This is a genomic window from Bacillus sp. B.PNR1, from assembly GCF_030386235.1.
Classification (GTDB): Bacteria; Bacillota; Bacilli; order Bacillales; family Bacillaceae; genus Bacillus; species Bacillus stercoris.
The window spans coordinates 44,886-60,043 of sequence record NZ_JANYMN010000005.1 but is presented as its reverse complement, the minus strand read 5'-3'; the positions used below and the strand labels follow the sequence as shown (position 1 = coordinate 60,043).

General features: G+C 42.0%; 22 protein-coding genes and 1 rRNA gene. 2 read left to right on the top strand and 21 right to left on the bottom strand.

Annotated features, from left to right (window positions below; all coding sequences use genetic code 11):
* Positions 1-92, bottom strand: a 16S ribosomal RNA gene (locus NZD81_RS20770); the annotation flags it as partial.
* Between the two features lie 350 nt (positions 93-442).
* Here NZD81_RS20770 and pdaB point away from each other — a divergent pair.
* On the top strand, positions 443-1,207 hold the full coding sequence (pdaB, locus tag NZD81_RS20765; protein WP_015252978.1) for a polysaccharide deacetylase family sporulation protein PdaB: 765 nt from the start codon (positions 443-445) through the stop codon (positions 1,205-1,207).
* On the opposite strand, the gene kbaA is transcribed toward pdaB, so the two are convergent.
* Positions 1,208-1,804 (bottom strand): KinB-signaling pathway activation protein, encoded by a 597-nt coding sequence (gene kbaA / locus NZD81_RS20760; RefSeq protein WP_069148837.1) that lies wholly within the window; start codon positions 1,802-1,804, stop codon positions 1,208-1,210. It lies immediately after the preceding gene.
* 109 nt (positions 1,805-1,913) lie between these two features.
* On the opposite strand from kbaA, the gene gerD reads away from it, so the two are divergent.
* On the top strand, positions 1,914-2,471 hold the full coding sequence (gene gerD, locus NZD81_RS20755; protein ID WP_282373910.1) for a spore germination lipoprotein GerD: 558 nt from the start codon (positions 1,914-1,916) through the stop codon (positions 2,469-2,471).
* A gap of 41 nt (positions 2,472-2,512) precedes the next feature.
* Here the strand turns inward: gerD and salA are convergent, their stop codons facing one another.
* From salA to NZD81_RS20660, 19 genes are all read right to left on the bottom strand, one after another.
* Positions 2,513-3,571 (bottom strand): iron-sulfur carrier protein/transcriptional regulator SalA, encoded by a 1,059-nt coding sequence (salA, locus tag NZD81_RS20750; RefSeq protein WP_282373909.1) that lies wholly within the window; start codon positions 3,569-3,571, stop codon positions 2,513-2,515.
* Positions 3,572-3,665: 94 nt separating this feature from the next.
* Positions 3,666-4,379, bottom strand: coding sequence for an N-acetylmuramoyl-L-alanine amidase CwlD (gene cwlD, locus NZD81_RS20745; protein WP_014662544.1), 714 nt, complete (start codon positions 4,377-4,379; stop codon positions 3,666-3,668).
* A 59-nt stretch (positions 4,380-4,438) separates the two neighbouring features.
* Positions 4,439-4,882: a YbaK family protein gene (locus NZD81_RS20740; protein ID WP_014662543.1), complete on the bottom strand. Its 444-nt coding sequence runs from the start codon at positions 4,880-4,882 to the stop codon at positions 4,439-4,441.
* Positions 4,883-5,066: 184 nt separating this feature from the next.
* The gene (locus NZD81_RS20735; RefSeq protein ID WP_134976558.1) at positions 5,067-5,834 is read right to left on the bottom strand and encodes a class I SAM-dependent methyltransferase; all 768 of its coding nucleotides are present in this window, start codon (positions 5,832-5,834) and stop codon (positions 5,067-5,069) included.
* A 463-nt stretch (positions 5,835-6,297) separates the two neighbouring features.
* Positions 6,298-6,690, bottom strand: a complete 393-nt coding sequence (gene rpsI, locus NZD81_RS20730) for a 30S ribosomal protein S9 (RefSeq protein WP_004399691.1) — start codon at positions 6,688-6,690, stop codon at positions 6,298-6,300.
* A gap of 20 nt (positions 6,691-6,710) precedes the next feature.
* Positions 6,711-7,148 (bottom strand): 50S ribosomal protein L13, encoded by a 438-nt coding sequence (rplM, locus tag NZD81_RS20725; protein WP_003241966.1) that lies wholly within the window; start codon positions 7,146-7,148, stop codon positions 6,711-6,713.
* 161 nt (positions 7,149-7,309) lie between these two features.
* Positions 7,310-8,053 carry a tRNA pseudouridine(38-40) synthase TruA gene (truA, locus tag NZD81_RS20720; protein ID WP_282373908.1) on the bottom strand — a complete coding sequence of 248 codons (744 nt, stop codon included), beginning with the start codon at positions 8,051-8,053 and terminating at the stop codon, positions 7,310-7,312.
* A 9-nt stretch (positions 8,054-8,062) separates the two neighbouring features.
* The gene (locus NZD81_RS20715; protein WP_069148833.1) at positions 8,063-8,860 is read right to left on the bottom strand and encodes an energy-coupling factor transporter transmembrane component T family protein; all 798 of its coding nucleotides are present in this window, start codon (positions 8,858-8,860) and stop codon (positions 8,063-8,065) included.
* Positions 8,857-9,726, bottom strand: a complete 870-nt coding sequence (locus NZD81_RS20710) for an energy-coupling factor ABC transporter ATP-binding protein (protein WP_282373907.1) — start codon at positions 9,724-9,726, stop codon at positions 8,857-8,859. The genes NZD81_RS20715 and NZD81_RS20710 overlap by 4 nt, the downstream gene beginning before the upstream one ends.
* Complete coding sequence (locus NZD81_RS20705) at positions 9,702-10,547, bottom strand: energy-coupling factor ABC transporter ATP-binding protein (protein ID WP_282373906.1); 846 nt, start codon at positions 10,545-10,547, stop codon at positions 9,702-9,704. The genes NZD81_RS20710 and NZD81_RS20705 overlap by 25 nt, the downstream gene beginning before the upstream one ends.
* 127 nt (positions 10,548-10,674) lie before the next feature.
* The gene (gene rplQ / locus NZD81_RS20700; protein ID WP_003225836.1) at positions 10,675-11,037 is read right to left on the bottom strand and encodes a 50S ribosomal protein L17; all 363 of its coding nucleotides are present in this window, start codon (positions 11,035-11,037) and stop codon (positions 10,675-10,677) included.
* 77 nt (positions 11,038-11,114) lie between these two features.
* Complete coding sequence (locus NZD81_RS20695; protein ID WP_003225835.1) at positions 11,115-12,059, bottom strand: DNA-directed RNA polymerase subunit alpha; 945 nt, start codon at positions 12,057-12,059, stop codon at positions 11,115-11,117.
* A gap of 176 nt (positions 12,060-12,235) precedes the next feature.
* The gene (gene rpsK, locus NZD81_RS20690) at positions 12,236-12,631 is read right to left on the bottom strand and encodes a 30S ribosomal protein S11 (protein ID WP_009966385.1); all 396 of its coding nucleotides are present in this window, start codon (positions 12,629-12,631) and stop codon (positions 12,236-12,238) included.
* A gap of 20 nt (positions 12,632-12,651) precedes the next feature.
* Entirely contained in the window at positions 12,652-13,017 is a 366-nt protein-coding gene (gene rpsM, locus NZD81_RS20685; protein WP_003235095.1) for a 30S ribosomal protein S13, read from the bottom strand.
* 22 nt (positions 13,018-13,039) lie between these two features.
* Positions 13,040-13,153, bottom strand: a complete 114-nt coding sequence (gene rpmJ, locus NZD81_RS20680) for a 50S ribosomal protein L36 (RefSeq protein WP_003156543.1) — start codon at positions 13,151-13,153, stop codon at positions 13,040-13,042.
* 33 nt (positions 13,154-13,186) lie between these two features.
* Positions 13,187-13,405 carry a translation initiation factor IF-1 gene (infA, locus tag NZD81_RS20675; RefSeq protein ID WP_003156508.1) on the bottom strand — a complete coding sequence of 73 codons (219 nt, stop codon included), beginning with the start codon at positions 13,403-13,405 and terminating at the stop codon, positions 13,187-13,189.
* A gap of 48 nt (positions 13,406-13,453) precedes the next feature.
* On the bottom strand, positions 13,454-13,657 hold the full coding sequence (locus tag NZD81_RS20670) for a KOW domain-containing RNA-binding protein (protein ID WP_014662537.1): 204 nt from the start codon (positions 13,655-13,657) through the stop codon (positions 13,454-13,456).
* Positions 13,658-13,716: 59 nt separating this feature from the next.
* Entirely contained in the window at positions 13,717-14,463 is a 747-nt protein-coding gene (gene map / locus NZD81_RS20665; protein ID WP_003225828.1) for a type I methionyl aminopeptidase, read from the bottom strand.
* Positions 14,460-15,113 carry an adenylate kinase gene (locus NZD81_RS20660; RefSeq protein ID WP_040081028.1) on the bottom strand — a complete coding sequence of 218 codons (654 nt, stop codon included), beginning with the start codon at positions 15,111-15,113 and terminating at the stop codon, positions 14,460-14,462. Before NZD81_RS20660 ends, map begins: the two co-directional genes overlap by 4 nt.
* Between the last annotated feature and the right edge of the window lie 45 nt (positions 15,114-15,158).

Sequence of the window (15,158 nt, the reverse complement as noted above, 5' to 3'; positions counted from 1 at the left end):
TCAGGGAGCAAGCTCCCATCTGTCCGCTCGACTTGCATGTATTAGGCACGCCGCCAGCGTTCGTCCTGAGCCAGGATCAAACTCTCCGATAAAGTAGTTTGACTGACTACGCACATCGCTGTGCGATTTATAAAAATGAATTAACAGGTACGTTTTGTCTTGTTTAGTTTTCAAAGATCATTACAGCCACTTAACGAAGCAGCTTTATTACTATAACATTTAGCCTCTTTTAAGTCAACAACTTTTTTCAAAGTATTTAATGAAGCTTTTAGTTGATGTCAGCTGTTTCTCAGCGACGAATAATAATATACCACGGATATTATCAAAAGGTCAACAACCAATTTAGGCTATATGTGAAGAAACATTTTATCGGTTATATTCAATTGGCCATGCTCATAAGATGTAAAACAAGAATGATGGACAAGATAAGGAGGCATCATCAGTGAATCACTTCTATGTGTGGCATATTAAACGGGTGAAACAATTAATTATTATACTTATCGCCGCATTTGCAGCAGCCAGCTTTTTTTATATCCAAAGAGCTGTCCCGCTCCCCGTGTTTTCAACTGACACCGGGCCTAAAGCCATTTATAAAGGAGAAACAGACTCTAAAGATATTTCACTTACTTTCGATATCAGCTGGGGTGATGAGAGAGCAGAACCTATACTTAATACTCTGAAAGCAAACGGGATTAAAAATGCGACGTTTTTCCTTTCAGCTTCTTGGGCAGAACGGCATCCCGACACAGTGGCCCGTATCGTAAAGGATGGCCATCAAATCGGGAGCATGGGCTATGCTTATAAAAACTATGCCAATTTAGAGAGCAGCGAAATAAAAAAGGACATAAATCGCGCGCAAACAGCATTTGAAAAGTTAGGAGTCAAAGACATCCAGCTATTACGACCTCCTACCGGCCAATTCAATAAGAATGTTCTAAAGGTCGCAAAGCAATACAATTATACAGTTGTTCATTACAGTGTGAACTCTCAAGACTGGACAAATCCCGGAGTTGAAAAAATCATCGACAATGTGACTAAGCAAGTGTCCGGGGGAGACATTATTCTCTTACATGCCTCCGATTCGGCAAAACAAACAGAAGAAGCGTTGCCTGATATCATACATCAGTTGAAAGAAAAAGGATTAAAAAATGTAACCGTGGGTGATCTCATCGCAAATTCTGATGCCAAATCCGCAGAGGTAAAGTAATTACTTCTCTGCAAACTTAGGCAGCATCAACAATTGGAAGGCATTACACGCCATTAACGGAAATAGCATTAAATAAAGCCAGTCCTCATCATTTACTCTTAATGCAGGGAACCACTCTAATGCGGTAATCACAACCATCAAAAACAACGATGATACAAACGTTTTCTTAGAGGACTGCTTTTGCTTTAAATAAGCTGTAATCACTCCAAAGATCAATAAAAACAATGGTAACCACGCATAGCCAGCCAGCGATTCTCCGCGCTCTCCAAAAAATAAAAAACGCACGTACATTAAATCAAAAGCAACAAACAGGATGAAAAACAACTGAAGCAAATTCCATAAAGATGAGGATCTTAATATCTCAAGCGCAAACCGATGAACTGTTAAAAACACGAAAAACCCCATTTGGCTGATCACACTGAAAATCATGCCTACACCGATAAACCAAAATAAAACAGAGAAAATCTGCCCCGCTTCAAATGTTAGAAACAGCCCTCTGTATTCTCCCCATTTTAAAGCAAAACCCACAATACTCGTGATAAGCGCTCCGACAGCTAAAATAGAAAAGAAAAAACGAACTAAACCACGGCTTTTCATTTCTTTATTCATCCCCTCAAAAATCGCGAACAGCGATATTTTGTTATGTATAATTCCTAACAGATGAATCATATTAAAGGTAAGACAAGTATGTGAAAGGAGCTTAAGCATGTCAAAAGCCAAAACGCTATTGATAAGCTGTTTTTTGTTATTATCTGTAACAGCTTGCGCTCCAAAAGACCAAGCAGCGGATATGGACTATGATCAGACCAAAAAAATGGTTGTTGATATATTAAAAACTGATGATGGAAAAAAAGCCATTAAGGAATTATTAAATGATGATGCCATGAATGAATCGCTGGTGATTGACCAAGATGCGATTAAAGGAACAATAGAAAAAACACTCACATCTAAAAAAGGCGAAGAATTTTGGAAAAACATCTTTGAAGACACTGATTTTGCTGAGGGCTTTGCCAAAACTCTTCAGACAGAGCATGAAAAGGTAATTAAAAAGCTGATGAAGGATCCAGATTACCAAAAGATGCTGATGAACGTTATGCAGGATCCTGGTATGGATAAAAAGTACAGTCAGCTGGCAAAAAGCCAAGAATTCCGCAGTTATTTAGAAGAGGTTATTAACGAAACACTTTCTAGTCCGCTTTACAAAAAACAGTTCGAAGATGAACTGAAAAAAGCAGCAAAAGACACTGCCAAAGAAAGTGAATAAAATAAAGGGAAAGCCGGGATCTGGAATCCCGGTTCACTTTTTTATACTTGCACTGACATTTTTGCATCTATTTTTTTTGCGATGTCTTGATATATTTCTCCGATGGGATGATTTTCGTCATAAACAGACGGCGCAAATTGGTCCTTATCCCAATCGGGCTGCTTCAATGGGATTCTGCCCAGCAAAGGTACATTTAGTTCTTCAGCCAGTTTATCTCCCCCGCCTTTACCAAAGACATATTCTCTTTCCCCTGTCTTTGCACTTTCATAATAGGCCATGTTCTCTATGACCCCTACGACCTCATGATCGGTTTTAATCGCCATAGAGCCCGCTCTGGCCGCGACAAAAGCAGCTGTAGGATGCGGCGTCGACACGATGACTTCTTTGCAGCTCGGAAGCATTGTATGTACATCGAGAGCAACGTCCCCTGTACCAGGCGGAAGATCAAGAACGATATAGTCTACTTCTCCCCACTCTACTTCGTGGAAAAAGTTATTCAGCATTTTGCCAAGCATCGGCCCTCTCCATACGACCGGAGCATTTTCTTCTACGAAAAAGCCCATTGACATGACCTTTACTCCGAAGCGCTCAACAGGAAGAAGTTTCTCTCCCTCAACCGTTGGACGCACAGTGATACCCATCATATCCGGTACACTGAAGCCATAAATATCTGCATCAATTAAACCAACCTTTTTCCCAAGGCGAGCCAAAGAAATAGCTAGGTTTACTGACACAGTTGACTTGCCTACGCCGCCTTTTCCGCTTGCTACAGCAAGAAAGACTGGCGGGTTATCCATATTTAATAATGTTTTTTTCTCAGCTGACGGCGCTCGGAATTTAGCAACCGTTTCTTCAGGCAGCTCTTCAAATCGAAGGCCGACCGTCTCAGCTCCTGACCCTTTTAATGCGTTTACGATCTCTTGCTGAATCTGCATTTGTTCTGCAGTTCCTGTTTTTGCAAGAGCGATTTTTACACTGACATGCCGTTTTTCAGGCTTTATTTTAATTTCCTTAACGGCATCCAATTCTCCCAGAGGTCTTTGAAGAAAAGGTTCGCGCATTTCTCCGACTAGTTTTCTTACTTCATCTTCTCTTATCATCGAACCTCACCCTTTTGTGTATTCGTTTACAATTATTATTATATCATACATAAATGGCGGGTGTCTTATGCTTAGAACTGCAAGTAAACCCTCCTTACTCCGGAGGGTCTCCTTTTTCTGTGAAATATCGCAAAATGCCTTTATATATGGAAGATGCCACTTTGTCTTGATATTTCGGTTTACCGAGCAGCGTTGCTTCACTTGGATTGGATAAAAATCCGACTTCTATAAGCGCCCCCGGTTTAGTGACGTTTTGCATTAAGTAGATACCATGAATCCGCTTTGCTTTCCGGGTTGTGTTTTCCAGGTTTCTTCTCAGCTCATCCTGAATGTATTTTGCGACTTTTTCATTTTCCGCATATTTTCCGTAATAAAAGCTTTGGGCTCCGCTCCATTTTTGCGACGGAATCGCATTGAGATGAATGCTGATATAGAGCTCTGCCTCTGAATGATTTATTAATTTGACCCGCTGTCTTAGGTCTTCCGCTTTTCGTCTGCTATAACCCTTCGTTCCTTCAGGAGCGAGATCAGTATCACTTTCTCTGGTCATGATCACAAGCGCTCCTTGTTCTTGTAGATAATCCCTGACTCTAAACGCGACTTCCAGGGTAACATCCTTCTCTAACAGCTTTCCGCCGACTGCTCCGCCGTCAGGCCCGCCATGCCCTGGATCTAGGTAAATGATTTTCCCGCTCAAGGGCAGGCTCCACGGCTTCCAAGAATCATTATTGCTGAACTGATACTTGAACAGAAATAGTAATACGATGAAGCCTAGCAAAAAACTGAGCCATTTAAGCTTTTTCCTCATCCCTTCCCCTCCCGCTTGTCCGTTATTACATAACTATGGGACAGGGCCGGGAAATATGATTACCGCATGCGAAGCTTACACTGTTTTTCTCTTTGAACAAACCCTGCTGTCCACCAATCTTTAATGAACTTGCGTGCCGCTTCATAAACAGTGTTTTTATCAAATGTTGCGTATTGCTCGTGTATCCAATTATAGAGATAATCAAAAAACTCCATTCGAAGCTCTTCTTCTTCTCTTGCAGAGCGGGCACTGATACTTTGCATGGATTCTCCGTAATAGCCGAATATCCCAAAACGTCCGCCTAACAAATAGGCTTCAATCGCAAAATCAATACAGCCTTCGCTAATTATATCTCGTTCATCATGTAAAAAAGGGAATAATGGTTCCAAACAATCCTTAACAGACTGGATAATTTGTCTCAGAGAGAGTTCTTTGAGCAAGTTCTTTTCTAATTCAAAATCCTTTTGCCGTTTCACATCCATAAAAGACAGTACTTCTGCCATATAAATTCACTCTCCTTTTACCGATTATTTTGGGGTTTGGATGATGAAACAATGCCCGAATTCGGTTGGAAATTCGCCCAAATGAAGGTGTGAATCGATAAAAAGGCAGCTTTCTGAAGGGGATGGAACAAACGTTCTGTAATTAGTTATGAAAAAAGCAGCCCCTCTGACAGGTCGCTGCTTTTCATACTTTCACGCTTCTTGTTGCAGAATATGTATGGATATATTGATCTAACACAAACCCGCCTTTATCTTCATAAAAACCAGTGACGATAAAACCGGCATCTATTTGGCCTTTGATTTGGTCTTCTAAGGAATGGCCGAATTCCAGAGCCTCATTATTATCGATTAGTTTTTTCACTTTATGTTTCGGAAGATCTTCTGGGTCTGCATATGGAATGGAGTGCTTTACTTTTAAAATACCTTGCTGTTCTAATTCTACATCAAACAGAAATACGACAGGATTGACAAACCCTGAGATTAGTACGCCGTTTCTTTTCAATACACGGTGTGCTTCCTTCCAGACCGGGAGGACATTCTCAACAAAAACATTGGCAACAGGATGTACAATGATATCAAATGATTCATTATTAAATACACTGAGATCATCCATGCTTCCTTTGACAGTGTGTATTGTGAGACCATCTCGCTCAGCAACCATTCTATCCTGATTCAGCTGTTTTTCGGAGTTATCTAATACGGTGACATCCGCCCCCGCAGCTGCCAAAATTGGACCTTGCTGGCCACCGCCTGATGCTAAACAGAGTATTTTCAGACCTTTGACAGGCGGAAACCAATCCTTCGGTACATCTTTCATTGGTGTTACTCTTATATCCCAATTGCCTTTTTTCGCTTGTTCGATAACCTGCTGATCAACAGCAACAGTCCATTCATTGCCTGTTTCTACTTTTTTATCCCAGGCTTTGCTATTATGAGCTACTAACGCATTCATGAATCTTCTCCTTACTTTAATGTATAGAGTATAACAAATATTTCTATATTGATAACGCTTTCCCTTTGCATATTTAGAAAAAAGTTCATAAAAACGCAAAAAAATCACAAAGGAGATATGTGATTTACGTCATTACATTTACACTTACTTCTTTAAATAATGTCATTAGCAAAGAGCTATTGTTCCTCTGGGTTAAGAAATAGATGAGAATCAGCAGTTAACTTTAACGGATGAGTGACAGGGATAGAATGGACTGAGCTGGAGACGTAACGATTATAAACAATGACCACATTTCGAATTCAATAAATGATTATGAAATGAACGATATTATGATTATTACAAGTGAGACCGTTTATAAGCAAACAATTTGTTTATCTCCGTCATTCGTCCATTTTTTGTTGCGGAACTAATAAAAGAAAAAAGCTCCCAACACAAGGTCGAGAGCTTTTTTGAAAACGCAAAATTAACGTTTTGAGAACTGAGGTGCACGACGAGCGCCTTTAAGACCGTATTTTTTACGTTCTTTCATACGAGCGTCACGAGTCAGAAGACCTGCACGTTTAAGAGTTGTACGGTATTCTGGATCTGCTTCAAGCAATGCACGAGCGATACCGTGACGGATTGCTCCAGCTTGACCAGATAAGCCGCCTCCATGTACGTTTACTAAAACATCATAAGTGCCAGCTGTTTCAGTCAAAGTTAATGGTTGTTTGATATCTTCGATTAAAGCTGCAGATGGGATGTGTTCGCTGATTTCACGATTATTAACGACGATACGGCCTTCTCCTGGAACTAAACGCACACGCGCTACAGAGCTTTTACGACGGCCAGTACCGTAATATTGAACCTGTGCCAAATTGGTAACCTCCTTTTTAATTAACCGCGAAGTTCGTAAACTTCAGGTTTTTGTGCTTCGTGTGGATGCTCAGAACCACGGTATACGTTCAATTTTTTGAACATTTGACGACCTAGAGAACCTTTTGGAAGCATGCCTTTGATAGCAAGCTCAAGCATTTTCTCAGGGTAGTTTGTACGCATTTCAAGAGCAGTTCTTGATTTTAATCCGCCTGGATGTTGAGTGTGACGGTAGTAGATTTTGTCAGTTAACTTTTTACCAGTTAACTCGATTTTTTCAGCGTTGATGATGATCACATGATCTCCAGTATCAACGTGTGGTGTGTAAGTTGGTTTGTGTTTTCCGCGAAGGATAGCTGCAACTTCTGAAGAAAGACGACCTAAAGTCTTGCCAGCAGCATCAACAACTAACCACTTGCGTTCAATAGTACTTGCGTTAGCCATAGGTGTTGTACGCATTGAATTTCCCTCCTAAATGATCTGTCATTTTCAATAAACTTCGATTACGTTCTATTTCACAACACAATAAGTTCCGGGGCTTATCGTGGGGTTGAAATACATACCATATGATATCTTATAACTTTATGCAGACTCTGTCAAGAAAATATTATACACCTGGTTTAGTTGTCATAGTAAACGTTCCATAAATATAGCCCGTGCCCCGGTGCTGTGCGTCCTGCCGCTTCGCGATCCTTCGCTTCCAGCATGGATTTCACACCATCGGGAGAAATTTTTCCAATACCTGCATCAAGCAAAGTACCGACAATAATTCTGACCATATTATATAAGAAACCGCTGCCTGTGATCCGCATTTGCAGGCCGTCATCCGTCTCAGTCCAATCAAGCTCGTAAATCGTTCTTACCTTGTCCTGCACTTCTGTTTTAGCCGCGCAAAAGCTCGTAAAATCATGTGTCCCTATAAGATGCTTTGCCGCTTCTCTCATGTCCTGCACATTAAGGCGATATGAAAAATGGTAAGCGTAATGCCGTTTAAATACGTCCGGGTGTTTCTCCGTGTATACAAAATAGCGATATTCTTTTTTGACTGCGCTAAATCGTGCATGGAACCCATCATCCGTAATTTCTGCCTGTTTGACTGCGATATCGTCCGGAAGCAGTGCATTTAAGGCATAAGGCCACCTTTCCGCCGGAATAGCCAGCGGAGTGTCAAAATGAATCACCTGTCCGGCTGCGTGAACCCCGCTATCTGTTCTTCCAGACGAAACGACAGGAATTCTTTCTTTTGACTTATGCAGGACAGCCAAAGCCTTCTCCAGTTCATTCTGAACCGTTCTTTTACCCGGCTGAACCTGATAACCGTTAAACAAATGTCCGTCATAAGAAATCGTGCATTTCAGTCTCATACAGCACCTCTAAGCCCTTAAGAAAAATAACAAAGCAGCTAATACCATCAAGCTGGCAATGACAGAAGTGTCTTTTCCTGTCCATACAAGCTTTCTATATTTCGTACGTCCTTCTCCGCCCTGATAGCCTCTTGCTTCCATTGCCACCGCAAGCTCTTCAGCACGTTTAAAAGCACTGACGAAAAGGGGGACAAGAAGCGGAACAATAGCCTTCACCCTATCTTTAACAGGCCCGCTTGTAAAATCAACGCCTCGCGCCATCTGAGCCTTCATGATCTTATCTGTTTCCTCCATCAGCGTCGGAATAAACCGCAAAGAAATGGACATCATTAGGGCCAGCTCGTGGACAGGAAGCTTTAATTTTTTCAATGGATTCAGCAGCTGCTCCATTCCATCGGTAATCTCAATCGGTGTTGTCGTAAGCGTTAATAAGGTTGTGATTAAAATCAGATAGACGAATCTAAGGGAAATGAATATCCCCTGAACCAGTCCGCCCTCATAAACTTTGAAAAAACCTATTTGAAAGATAACCGGTCCTTCATGTGTCATAAAAATGTGAAGAAGGAACGTAAAGAGGACAATCCAGATGATAGGCTTCAGCCCTTTCATTAAAAAAGAGAAAGGAACTCTTGTTAAAGAAACGACGCCAACTGTAAATAAACCAAGCAGCGCATATGTCTGCACATTATTGGCTAAGAATACGATACAGACAAATAAAAAGATCGTAATAAGCTTTGTTCTGGGGTCAAGCCGGTGCACAAGTGAGGAGCCAGGTACATACTTGCCGATAATCATGCTGTCCATCATAAGGTCTTCTCCCCCTGAAAAAGAGCACGGATTTCAGCTGCGGCATCTTCTATTGTGAGCATAGGCTCATTAAATTTCACACCCAATGCAGCTTCAAGATGTCTTTGAAATTTTATCGTTTCAGGAAGATCCAGCCCCCAGCCAGCCATCTCTTCACCCTTTAAAAACAGTTCACGCGGACTGCCTGATGCTTGTATCGTTCCTTTATGCATAACAATCATTTCATCAGCGTATGCAGCTGCATCCTCCATGCTGTGTGTCACAAGGATCGTCGTCAGGTTCCCACGTTGATGAAGCTCATAAAACATGTCCATAATCTCTTTTCGCCCTCTTGGGTCCAATCCTGCAGTCGGTTCATCCAGAACAAGCACCTCAGGATCCATTGCAAGTACGCCTGCAATTGCAACTCTGCGCATTTGTCCGCCGCTTAATTCAAAAGGGGATCTGTCCAGAAGCTTTTCTGATAAACCTACAAGCTTCAGCATCTCCCTCGCTTTTTGTTCAGCATCCTCTTTTTTTACCCCAAAGTTCATCGGTCCGAACGATATATCTTTAAGAACTGTTTCTTCGAATAATTGATGCTCAGGAAATTGGAAAACGATTCCGACTTTTTTGCGAAGTTTTTTCAAGTCTTTATTCTTTTTCCCTGCCTGAATAACAGTGCTGCCTAGTGATAGCTGTCCCTTCGTCGGCTTCAGGAGACCATTTAAGTGCTGAAGAAGAGTGGACTTGCCAGAGCCTGTATGCCCGATAACAGCTACGTAGCTTCCTTCTTTAATCGATGCATTGATATCATACAGTGCCAAGCGCTCGAACGGCGTCTTCATCTGATAGCGATGCTCTACATCTTTGATTGTAATGTCCATAGCTCTTTCACCAGCCCTTCCTGAGTCAAATGGTTTTCTTCCAAAGCCAGTCCATTTTCTCTTAAAAGCTGGCTAAGCTGGAAGGAGAAGGGTAAATCAAGCCCGATTTGAACAAGTTCTTTATTCAATTTAAAAATCTCTTCAGGCGGCCCTTCAGCATATTTTTTACCGCCATTCATGACAATGATCCTGTCTGCTTTTGCTGCCTCATTCAGATCATGTGTAATGGATATGACAGTCGCCATGCCCTGTTCTTTTAAATGTCTTACCGTTTCAAGCACTTCTTCTCGCCCGATCGGATCAAGCATGGATGTTGCTTCATCTAAGATAATAATATCAGGACGTGCGGCAATAACTCCCGCAATCGCAACTCTCTGCTTTTGGCCTCCGGAGAGATGGTGCGGCTCTTGATCGAGAAAATCTTGCATATTTACCTGTTTTACTGCCCAGTCTACTCTCTCAATCATTTCTTCCCGCGGTACACCATTGTTTTCTAAACCAAAAGCCACATCATCGCGAACAGTCGTTCCGACAAATTGGTTATCCGGATTTTGAAAGACCATACCTATCTTCTTACGCACTTCCCAAACTGATTCCTCTGTCAATTGAATCCCGGCAACCTCAATGTCGCCTGATTCAGGAAGAATTAAACCATTCAATGCCCGTGCCAGTGTTGATTTCCCTGAACCGTTATGACCTACAATTGCAAGCCATTCACCCTCATACACCTGCAGGGAGACGCCGTCTAGTGCTCGTCTTTCTGCGTCCTTCCGATATCCAAATACGATATCCTCTACCGATATCAACTGATTCTGATTCATGGAAAACCGGCCTCCTCTCAGCTAATGCTCTGCTTGTCTCTATATAAAAAGTTGCAGTATCTAAAAAAAGGGCATAGATCCAGTTAGAAACTGTCCCGCCCTTCTTTAGACACACAAAAATATGTGATTAAACCAATTCGATAATTGCCATTGGTGCTCCGTCACCACGGCGAGGACCAAGCTTCATAATACGTGTGTATCCGCCTTGGCGCTCCTCGTAACGAGTTGCAATGTCAGAGAATAATTTTTGAAGTGCATCTTGGTTATTTTCTTCGTTTGCAACCTCGTTGCGGATGTATGCAGCAGCTTGACGGCGAGCGTGAAGATCACCGCGTTTGCCAAGCGTGATCATTTTTTCAACTACAGAGCGAAGTTCTTTCGCACGTGTTTCAGTTGTTTCGATTCTTTCGTTGATGATCAAATCAGTTGTAAGATCACGAAGCATAGCTTTACGCTGTGCACTCGTACGTCCTAGTTTTCTGTATGACATGTGATGTCCCCTCCTTTATTGGAATGCTGTTTCTGAATAATAAACACACGAAAATCCTAGTTCACAAGGGAAACTAGTCAATCGTCTTTGCGAAGTCCGAGTCCAAGTTCTTCTAGTTTCGCTTTCACTTCTTCAAGTGATTTGCGTCCTAGATTCCGAACTTTCATCATATCTTCTTCCGTCTTGTTCGCAAGCTCTTGAACCGTGTTAATACCCGCACGCTTTAAGCAGTTGTAAGAACGAACAGAAAGATCCAATTCTTCAATTGTCATTTCAAGAACTTTCTCTTTTTGATCTTCTTCTTTTTCAACCATGATTTCAGCATGTTGAGCTTCGTCAGTTAAACCAACGAATATATTAAGGTGTTCAGTTAAAATCTTTGAACCAAGTGCAATTGCTTCTTTCGGTCCAGTGCTTCCATCAGTCCAAACATCAAGTGTAAGTTTATCATAGTTTGCAACTTGGCCTACACGAGTGTTCTCTACCTGATAAGATACACGAGAAACTGGCGTATAGATAGAATCGATCGGAATCACGCCGATTGGCTGATCGTCTCTCTTGTTTGCGTCAGCAGGCGTATACCCACGTCCTCTTTGAGCAGTAAGGCGAACTCGGAAACTCGCATTCTCACCAAGAGTCGCGATATGAAGATCAGGATTTAAGATCTCTACATCACTATCGTGTGTAATATCAGCTGCCGTTACAGTTCCTTCACCCTGTACATCAATTTCTAGCGTCTTCTCTTCATCAGAGTAGATTTTCAATGCAAGCTTTTTAATGTGTAAGATAATCGTTGTAACATCTTCCACAACGCCTTCAATTGTCGAGAATTCGTGCAGTACACCATCTATCTGGATTGATGTTACAGCGGCACCAGGGAGTGAGGATAAGAGGATACGACGTAAGGAGTTACCCAGAGTTGTACCATATCCACGCTCAAGTGGCTCTACGACAAACTTACCAAATTTGGCATCGTCGCTGATTTCAACCGTTTCGATTTTTGGTTTTTCAATCTCGATCATTACTTAAAACCCTCCTTCAAAACGTCGAAACCTCGAATAGAATCATATGAGATTCCATCCGAAATTCCCCATTGTTTAGTCCCGTATGTGCTCAGGCAACGAGTCGGTGCATTCGTTTCATAAATAACTGTATCATAACCCATTATTGACAGGGACACAAAATCTATACAAACAAATTACACGCGGCGACGTTTTGGTGGACGGCATCCGTTATGAGGAACAGGAGTTACGTCTCTGATAGCAGTGACTTCTAGTCCAGCAGCTTGAAGTGCACGGATTGCAGCTTCACGGCCTGAACCAGGTCCTTTAACAGTAACCTCTAGAGTTTTAAGACCATGTTCGATTGAACCTTTAGCAGCTGTTTCTGCAGCCATTTGCGCAGCGAAAGGAGTAGATTTACGAGAACCTCTGAATCCTAAAGCTCCGGCACTAGACCAAGAAATAGCATTACCATGAGTGTCAGTGATCGTAACGATCGTGTTATTGAAAGTTGAACGAATATGAGCAATACCAGACTCAATATTCTTTTTCACGCGACGTTTACGCGTGTTAGATTTACGAGCAGCAGCCATTGTTTAAGAACCTCCCTTACTTATTTTTTCTTGTTAGCTACAGTACGACGCGGACCTTTACGAGTACGCGCATTGTTTTTAGAGTTTTGTCCGCGAACAGGTAATCCTCTGCGATGACGGATTCCACGGTAGCTTCCGATTTCAATCAGACGTTTGATATTAAGAGAAACTTCACGGCGAAGGTCACCTTCTACTTTCAGTTTATCAATAATATCACGGATTTTACCAAGTTCTTCTTCAGTAAGATCGCGCACACGAGTATCTTCTGAAACTCCAGCTTCTTTTAAAACTTGCTGAGCCGTTGTGCGGCCAATTCCGAAGATGTATGTTAAAGAAATAACAACACGTTTGTCACGTGGGATATCTACACCAGCAATACGAGCCATTCTCTGGGCACCTCCTTATAAATTATCCTTGTTTTTGTTTATGCTTTGGATTTTCACAGATCACCATTACTTTTCCTTTTCTGCGAATAACTTTACATTTTTCGCAGATTGGTTTAACTGATGGTCTCACTTTCATGTGTTTCCAACCTCCTTCAGTTTCCGGAGTGCTTTATTTGTAACGGTACGTAATCCTGCCACGAGTTAAGTCATATGGAGATAATTCTACCGTAACTTTGTCTCCAGGTAAAATGCGAATGAAGTGCATGCGGATTTTACCAGATACATGAGCCAAAACAGTGTGGCCATTTTCAAGTTCAACTTTGAACATCGCGTTTGGCAGTGTTTCGACTATAGTACCTTCCACTTCAATTACATCGTCTTTCGCCATTCAAGTGTTCTCCCTTCATCAAATCAGTAACTTGCTTTCTGACAAATTTCAAAAGAAGTTTGTCACACGCCCTGTTTCGTTTATACTGTTCTGAACTTCCGGAGATACGCAATCATAAAGGGTTACATGATTGATATTCTTTTTCTTAGGAGAATGAAATGTACGCTTTTCTCCGTCTGCTGTTAGTACATTGATGATGGTCAAAATACCAATGACAAGCGGCAAGATGAATTCAGTCCTGCCAATGTTCATCCAAGCTTTCTGCCCTATCAAGCCGAAAAAACATCTGTCTTCGGAATTATTTTCATCATCTAGACTCTCGTCAGTATATCAAAACCCGTTTCCGTAATCGCAATCGTATGTTCAAAATGAGCACACTTTTTCCCATCTACCGTTACAACCGTCCAGTTATCAGCCAATGTTTTCACGTAGCGGCTGCCAGCGTTCACCATAGGCTCAATAGCGAGAACCATGCCAGGTTTGAGCCGTGGTCCTTTGTTGGGTGGACCGTAATGAGGAATTTGCGGGTCCTCATGCAAGTCTTGACCAACACCATGTCCGACATACTCCCTAACAACTGAAAACTGCTCATTTTCGACATACGTTTGTATTGCGTGGGAAATATTCGACAAACGTTCACCTGGTTTTGCTTCCTGCAAGCCTTTATATAAAGACTCCTCTGTCACTTCCAGAAGTTTTTTGTCATCATCGCTGATGTTTCCTACCGGATATGTCCATGCAGAGTCACCATGATAACCATTTAATTTAGCACCGATATCAATACTGATGATGTCACCGTCCTTCAGCACCCTGCTGCCAGGAATGCCATGAACGAGTTCTTCATTAACTGATACGCAAATGCTCCCGCGAAACCCATTATACCCCTTAAAAGATGGGATTGCACCCTGCTTCTTAATAAAACGTTCGGCAATTTGATCCAATTCTTTTGTCGAGATTCCTGGTTTAATGTGCTTTTTTAACTCTTCATGAGTTAAAGCCACGATTCGCCCTGCTTCCCGCATGATACCAAGTTCACGTGGGGTTTTACAGATAATCATTTTTTTAATCCTCCAAGAAGATCCTTCACATCTGCATAAACGTCTTGAATGTCCTGTTGGCCATTCACGTTTGCAAGATAACCTTTCTCTGAATAGAAATCGAGTAAAGGCTGAGTTTGCTTCATGTTTACCTCAAGCCGTTTAGAGACGGTTTCCTCATTATCATCTGCCCGTTGATAGAGTTCGCCTCCGTCTTTATCACAAACACCCGGCGTTTTCGGCGGATTAAAGACTAAATGATAGGTTGTGCCGCAAACACTGCAAATTCTGCGTCCAGTCAGACGTTCCATAAGAGCGTCTTTGTCGACCTCAATGTTAATGACATAATCAATCGGCTTGCCGTATTCCTCAAGAATTTCTTCAAGAGCTTCGGCTTGAGCGACTGTTCGCGGAAATCCGTCCAGAAGAAAACCTCTTTCACAATCATCTTTGCCAAGTCTTTCTTTTACAATTCCGATTGTGACTTCGTCAGGTACGAGCTCTCCCTTATCAATATAAGATTTTGCTTCGAGTCCGAGTGGTGTTTCTTCTTTCATAGCAGCACGGAACATATCTCCTGTTGAGATATGAGGAATCCCATAATCCTCAACAATTCGTTCGCCCTGTGTGCCTTTGCCGGCACCAGGAAGCCCCATTAAGACTAAGTTCATTCGGATTTCCCCCGTCCTCTCTTTATTAAGAGGGAATGGATAAAT

Coding starts and splice junctions, on each gene's coding strand:
- kbaA (WP_069148837.1), bottom strand. CDS start 1,804: ATGAAAAGCCGTGGTTTAGTTCGTTTTTTCTTTTCTATTTTAGCTGTC.
- gerD (WP_282373910.1), top strand. CDS start 1,914: ATGTCAAAAGCCAAAACGCTATTGATAAGCTGTTTTTTGTTATTATCT.
- salA (WP_282373909.1), bottom strand. CDS start 3,571: ATGATAAGAGAAGATGAAGTAAGAAAACTAGTCGGAGAAATGCGCGAA.
- cwlD (WP_014662544.1), bottom strand. CDS start 4,379: ATGAGGAAAAAGCTTAAATGGCTCAGTTTTTTGCTAGGCTTCATCGTA.
- NZD81_RS20740 (WP_014662543.1), bottom strand. CDS start 4,882: ATGGCAGAAGTACTGTCTTTTATGGATGTGAAACGGCAAAAGGATTTT.
- NZD81_RS20735 (WP_134976558.1), bottom strand. CDS start 5,834: ATGAATGCGTTAGTAGCTCATAATAGCAAAGCCTGGGATAAAAAAGTA.
- rplM (WP_003241966.1), bottom strand. CDS start 7,148: ATGCGTACAACACCTATGGCTAACGCAAGTACTATTGAACGCAAGTGG.
- truA (WP_282373908.1), bottom strand. CDS start 8,053: ATGAGACTGAAATGCACGATTTCTTATGACGGACATTTGTTTAACGGT.
- NZD81_RS20715 (WP_069148833.1), bottom strand. CDS start 8,860: ATGATGGACAGCATGATTATCGGCAAGTATGTACCTGGCTCCTCACTT.
- NZD81_RS20710 (WP_282373907.1), bottom strand. CDS start 9,726: ATGGACATTACAATCAAAGATGTAGAGCATCGCTATCAGATGAAGACG.
- NZD81_RS20705 (WP_282373906.1), bottom strand. CDS start 10,547: ATGAATCAGAATCAGTTGATATCGGTAGAGGATATCGTATTTGGATAT.
- rplQ (WP_003225836.1), bottom strand. CDS start 11,037: ATGTCATACAGAAAACTAGGACGTACGAGTGCACAGCGTAAAGCTATG.
- NZD81_RS20695 (WP_003225835.1), bottom strand. CDS start 12,059: ATGATCGAGATTGAAAAACCAAAAATCGAAACGGTTGAAATCAGCGAC.
- rpsK (WP_009966385.1), bottom strand. CDS start 12,631: ATGGCTGCTGCTCGTAAATCTAACACGCGTAAACGTCGCGTGAAAAAG.
- rpsM (WP_003235095.1), bottom strand. CDS start 13,017: ATGGCTCGTATTGCTGGTGTAGATATCCCACGTGACAAACGTGTTGTT.
- rpmJ (WP_003156543.1), bottom strand. CDS start 13,153: ATGAAAGTGAGACCATCAGTTAAACCAATCTGCGAAAAATGTAAAGTT.
- infA (WP_003156508.1), bottom strand. CDS start 13,405: ATGGCGAAAGACGATGTAATTGAAGTGGAAGGTACTATAGTCGAAACA.
- NZD81_RS20670 (WP_014662537.1), bottom strand. CDS start 13,657: ATGAACATTGGCAGGACTGAATTCATCTTGCCGCTTGTCATTGGTATT.
- map (WP_003225828.1), bottom strand. CDS start 14,463: ATGATTATCTGTAAAACCCCACGTGAACTTGGTATCATGCGGGAAGCA.
- NZD81_RS20660 (WP_040081028.1), bottom strand. CDS start 15,113: ATGAACTTAGTCTTAATGGGGCTTCCTGGTGCCGGCAAAGGCACACAG.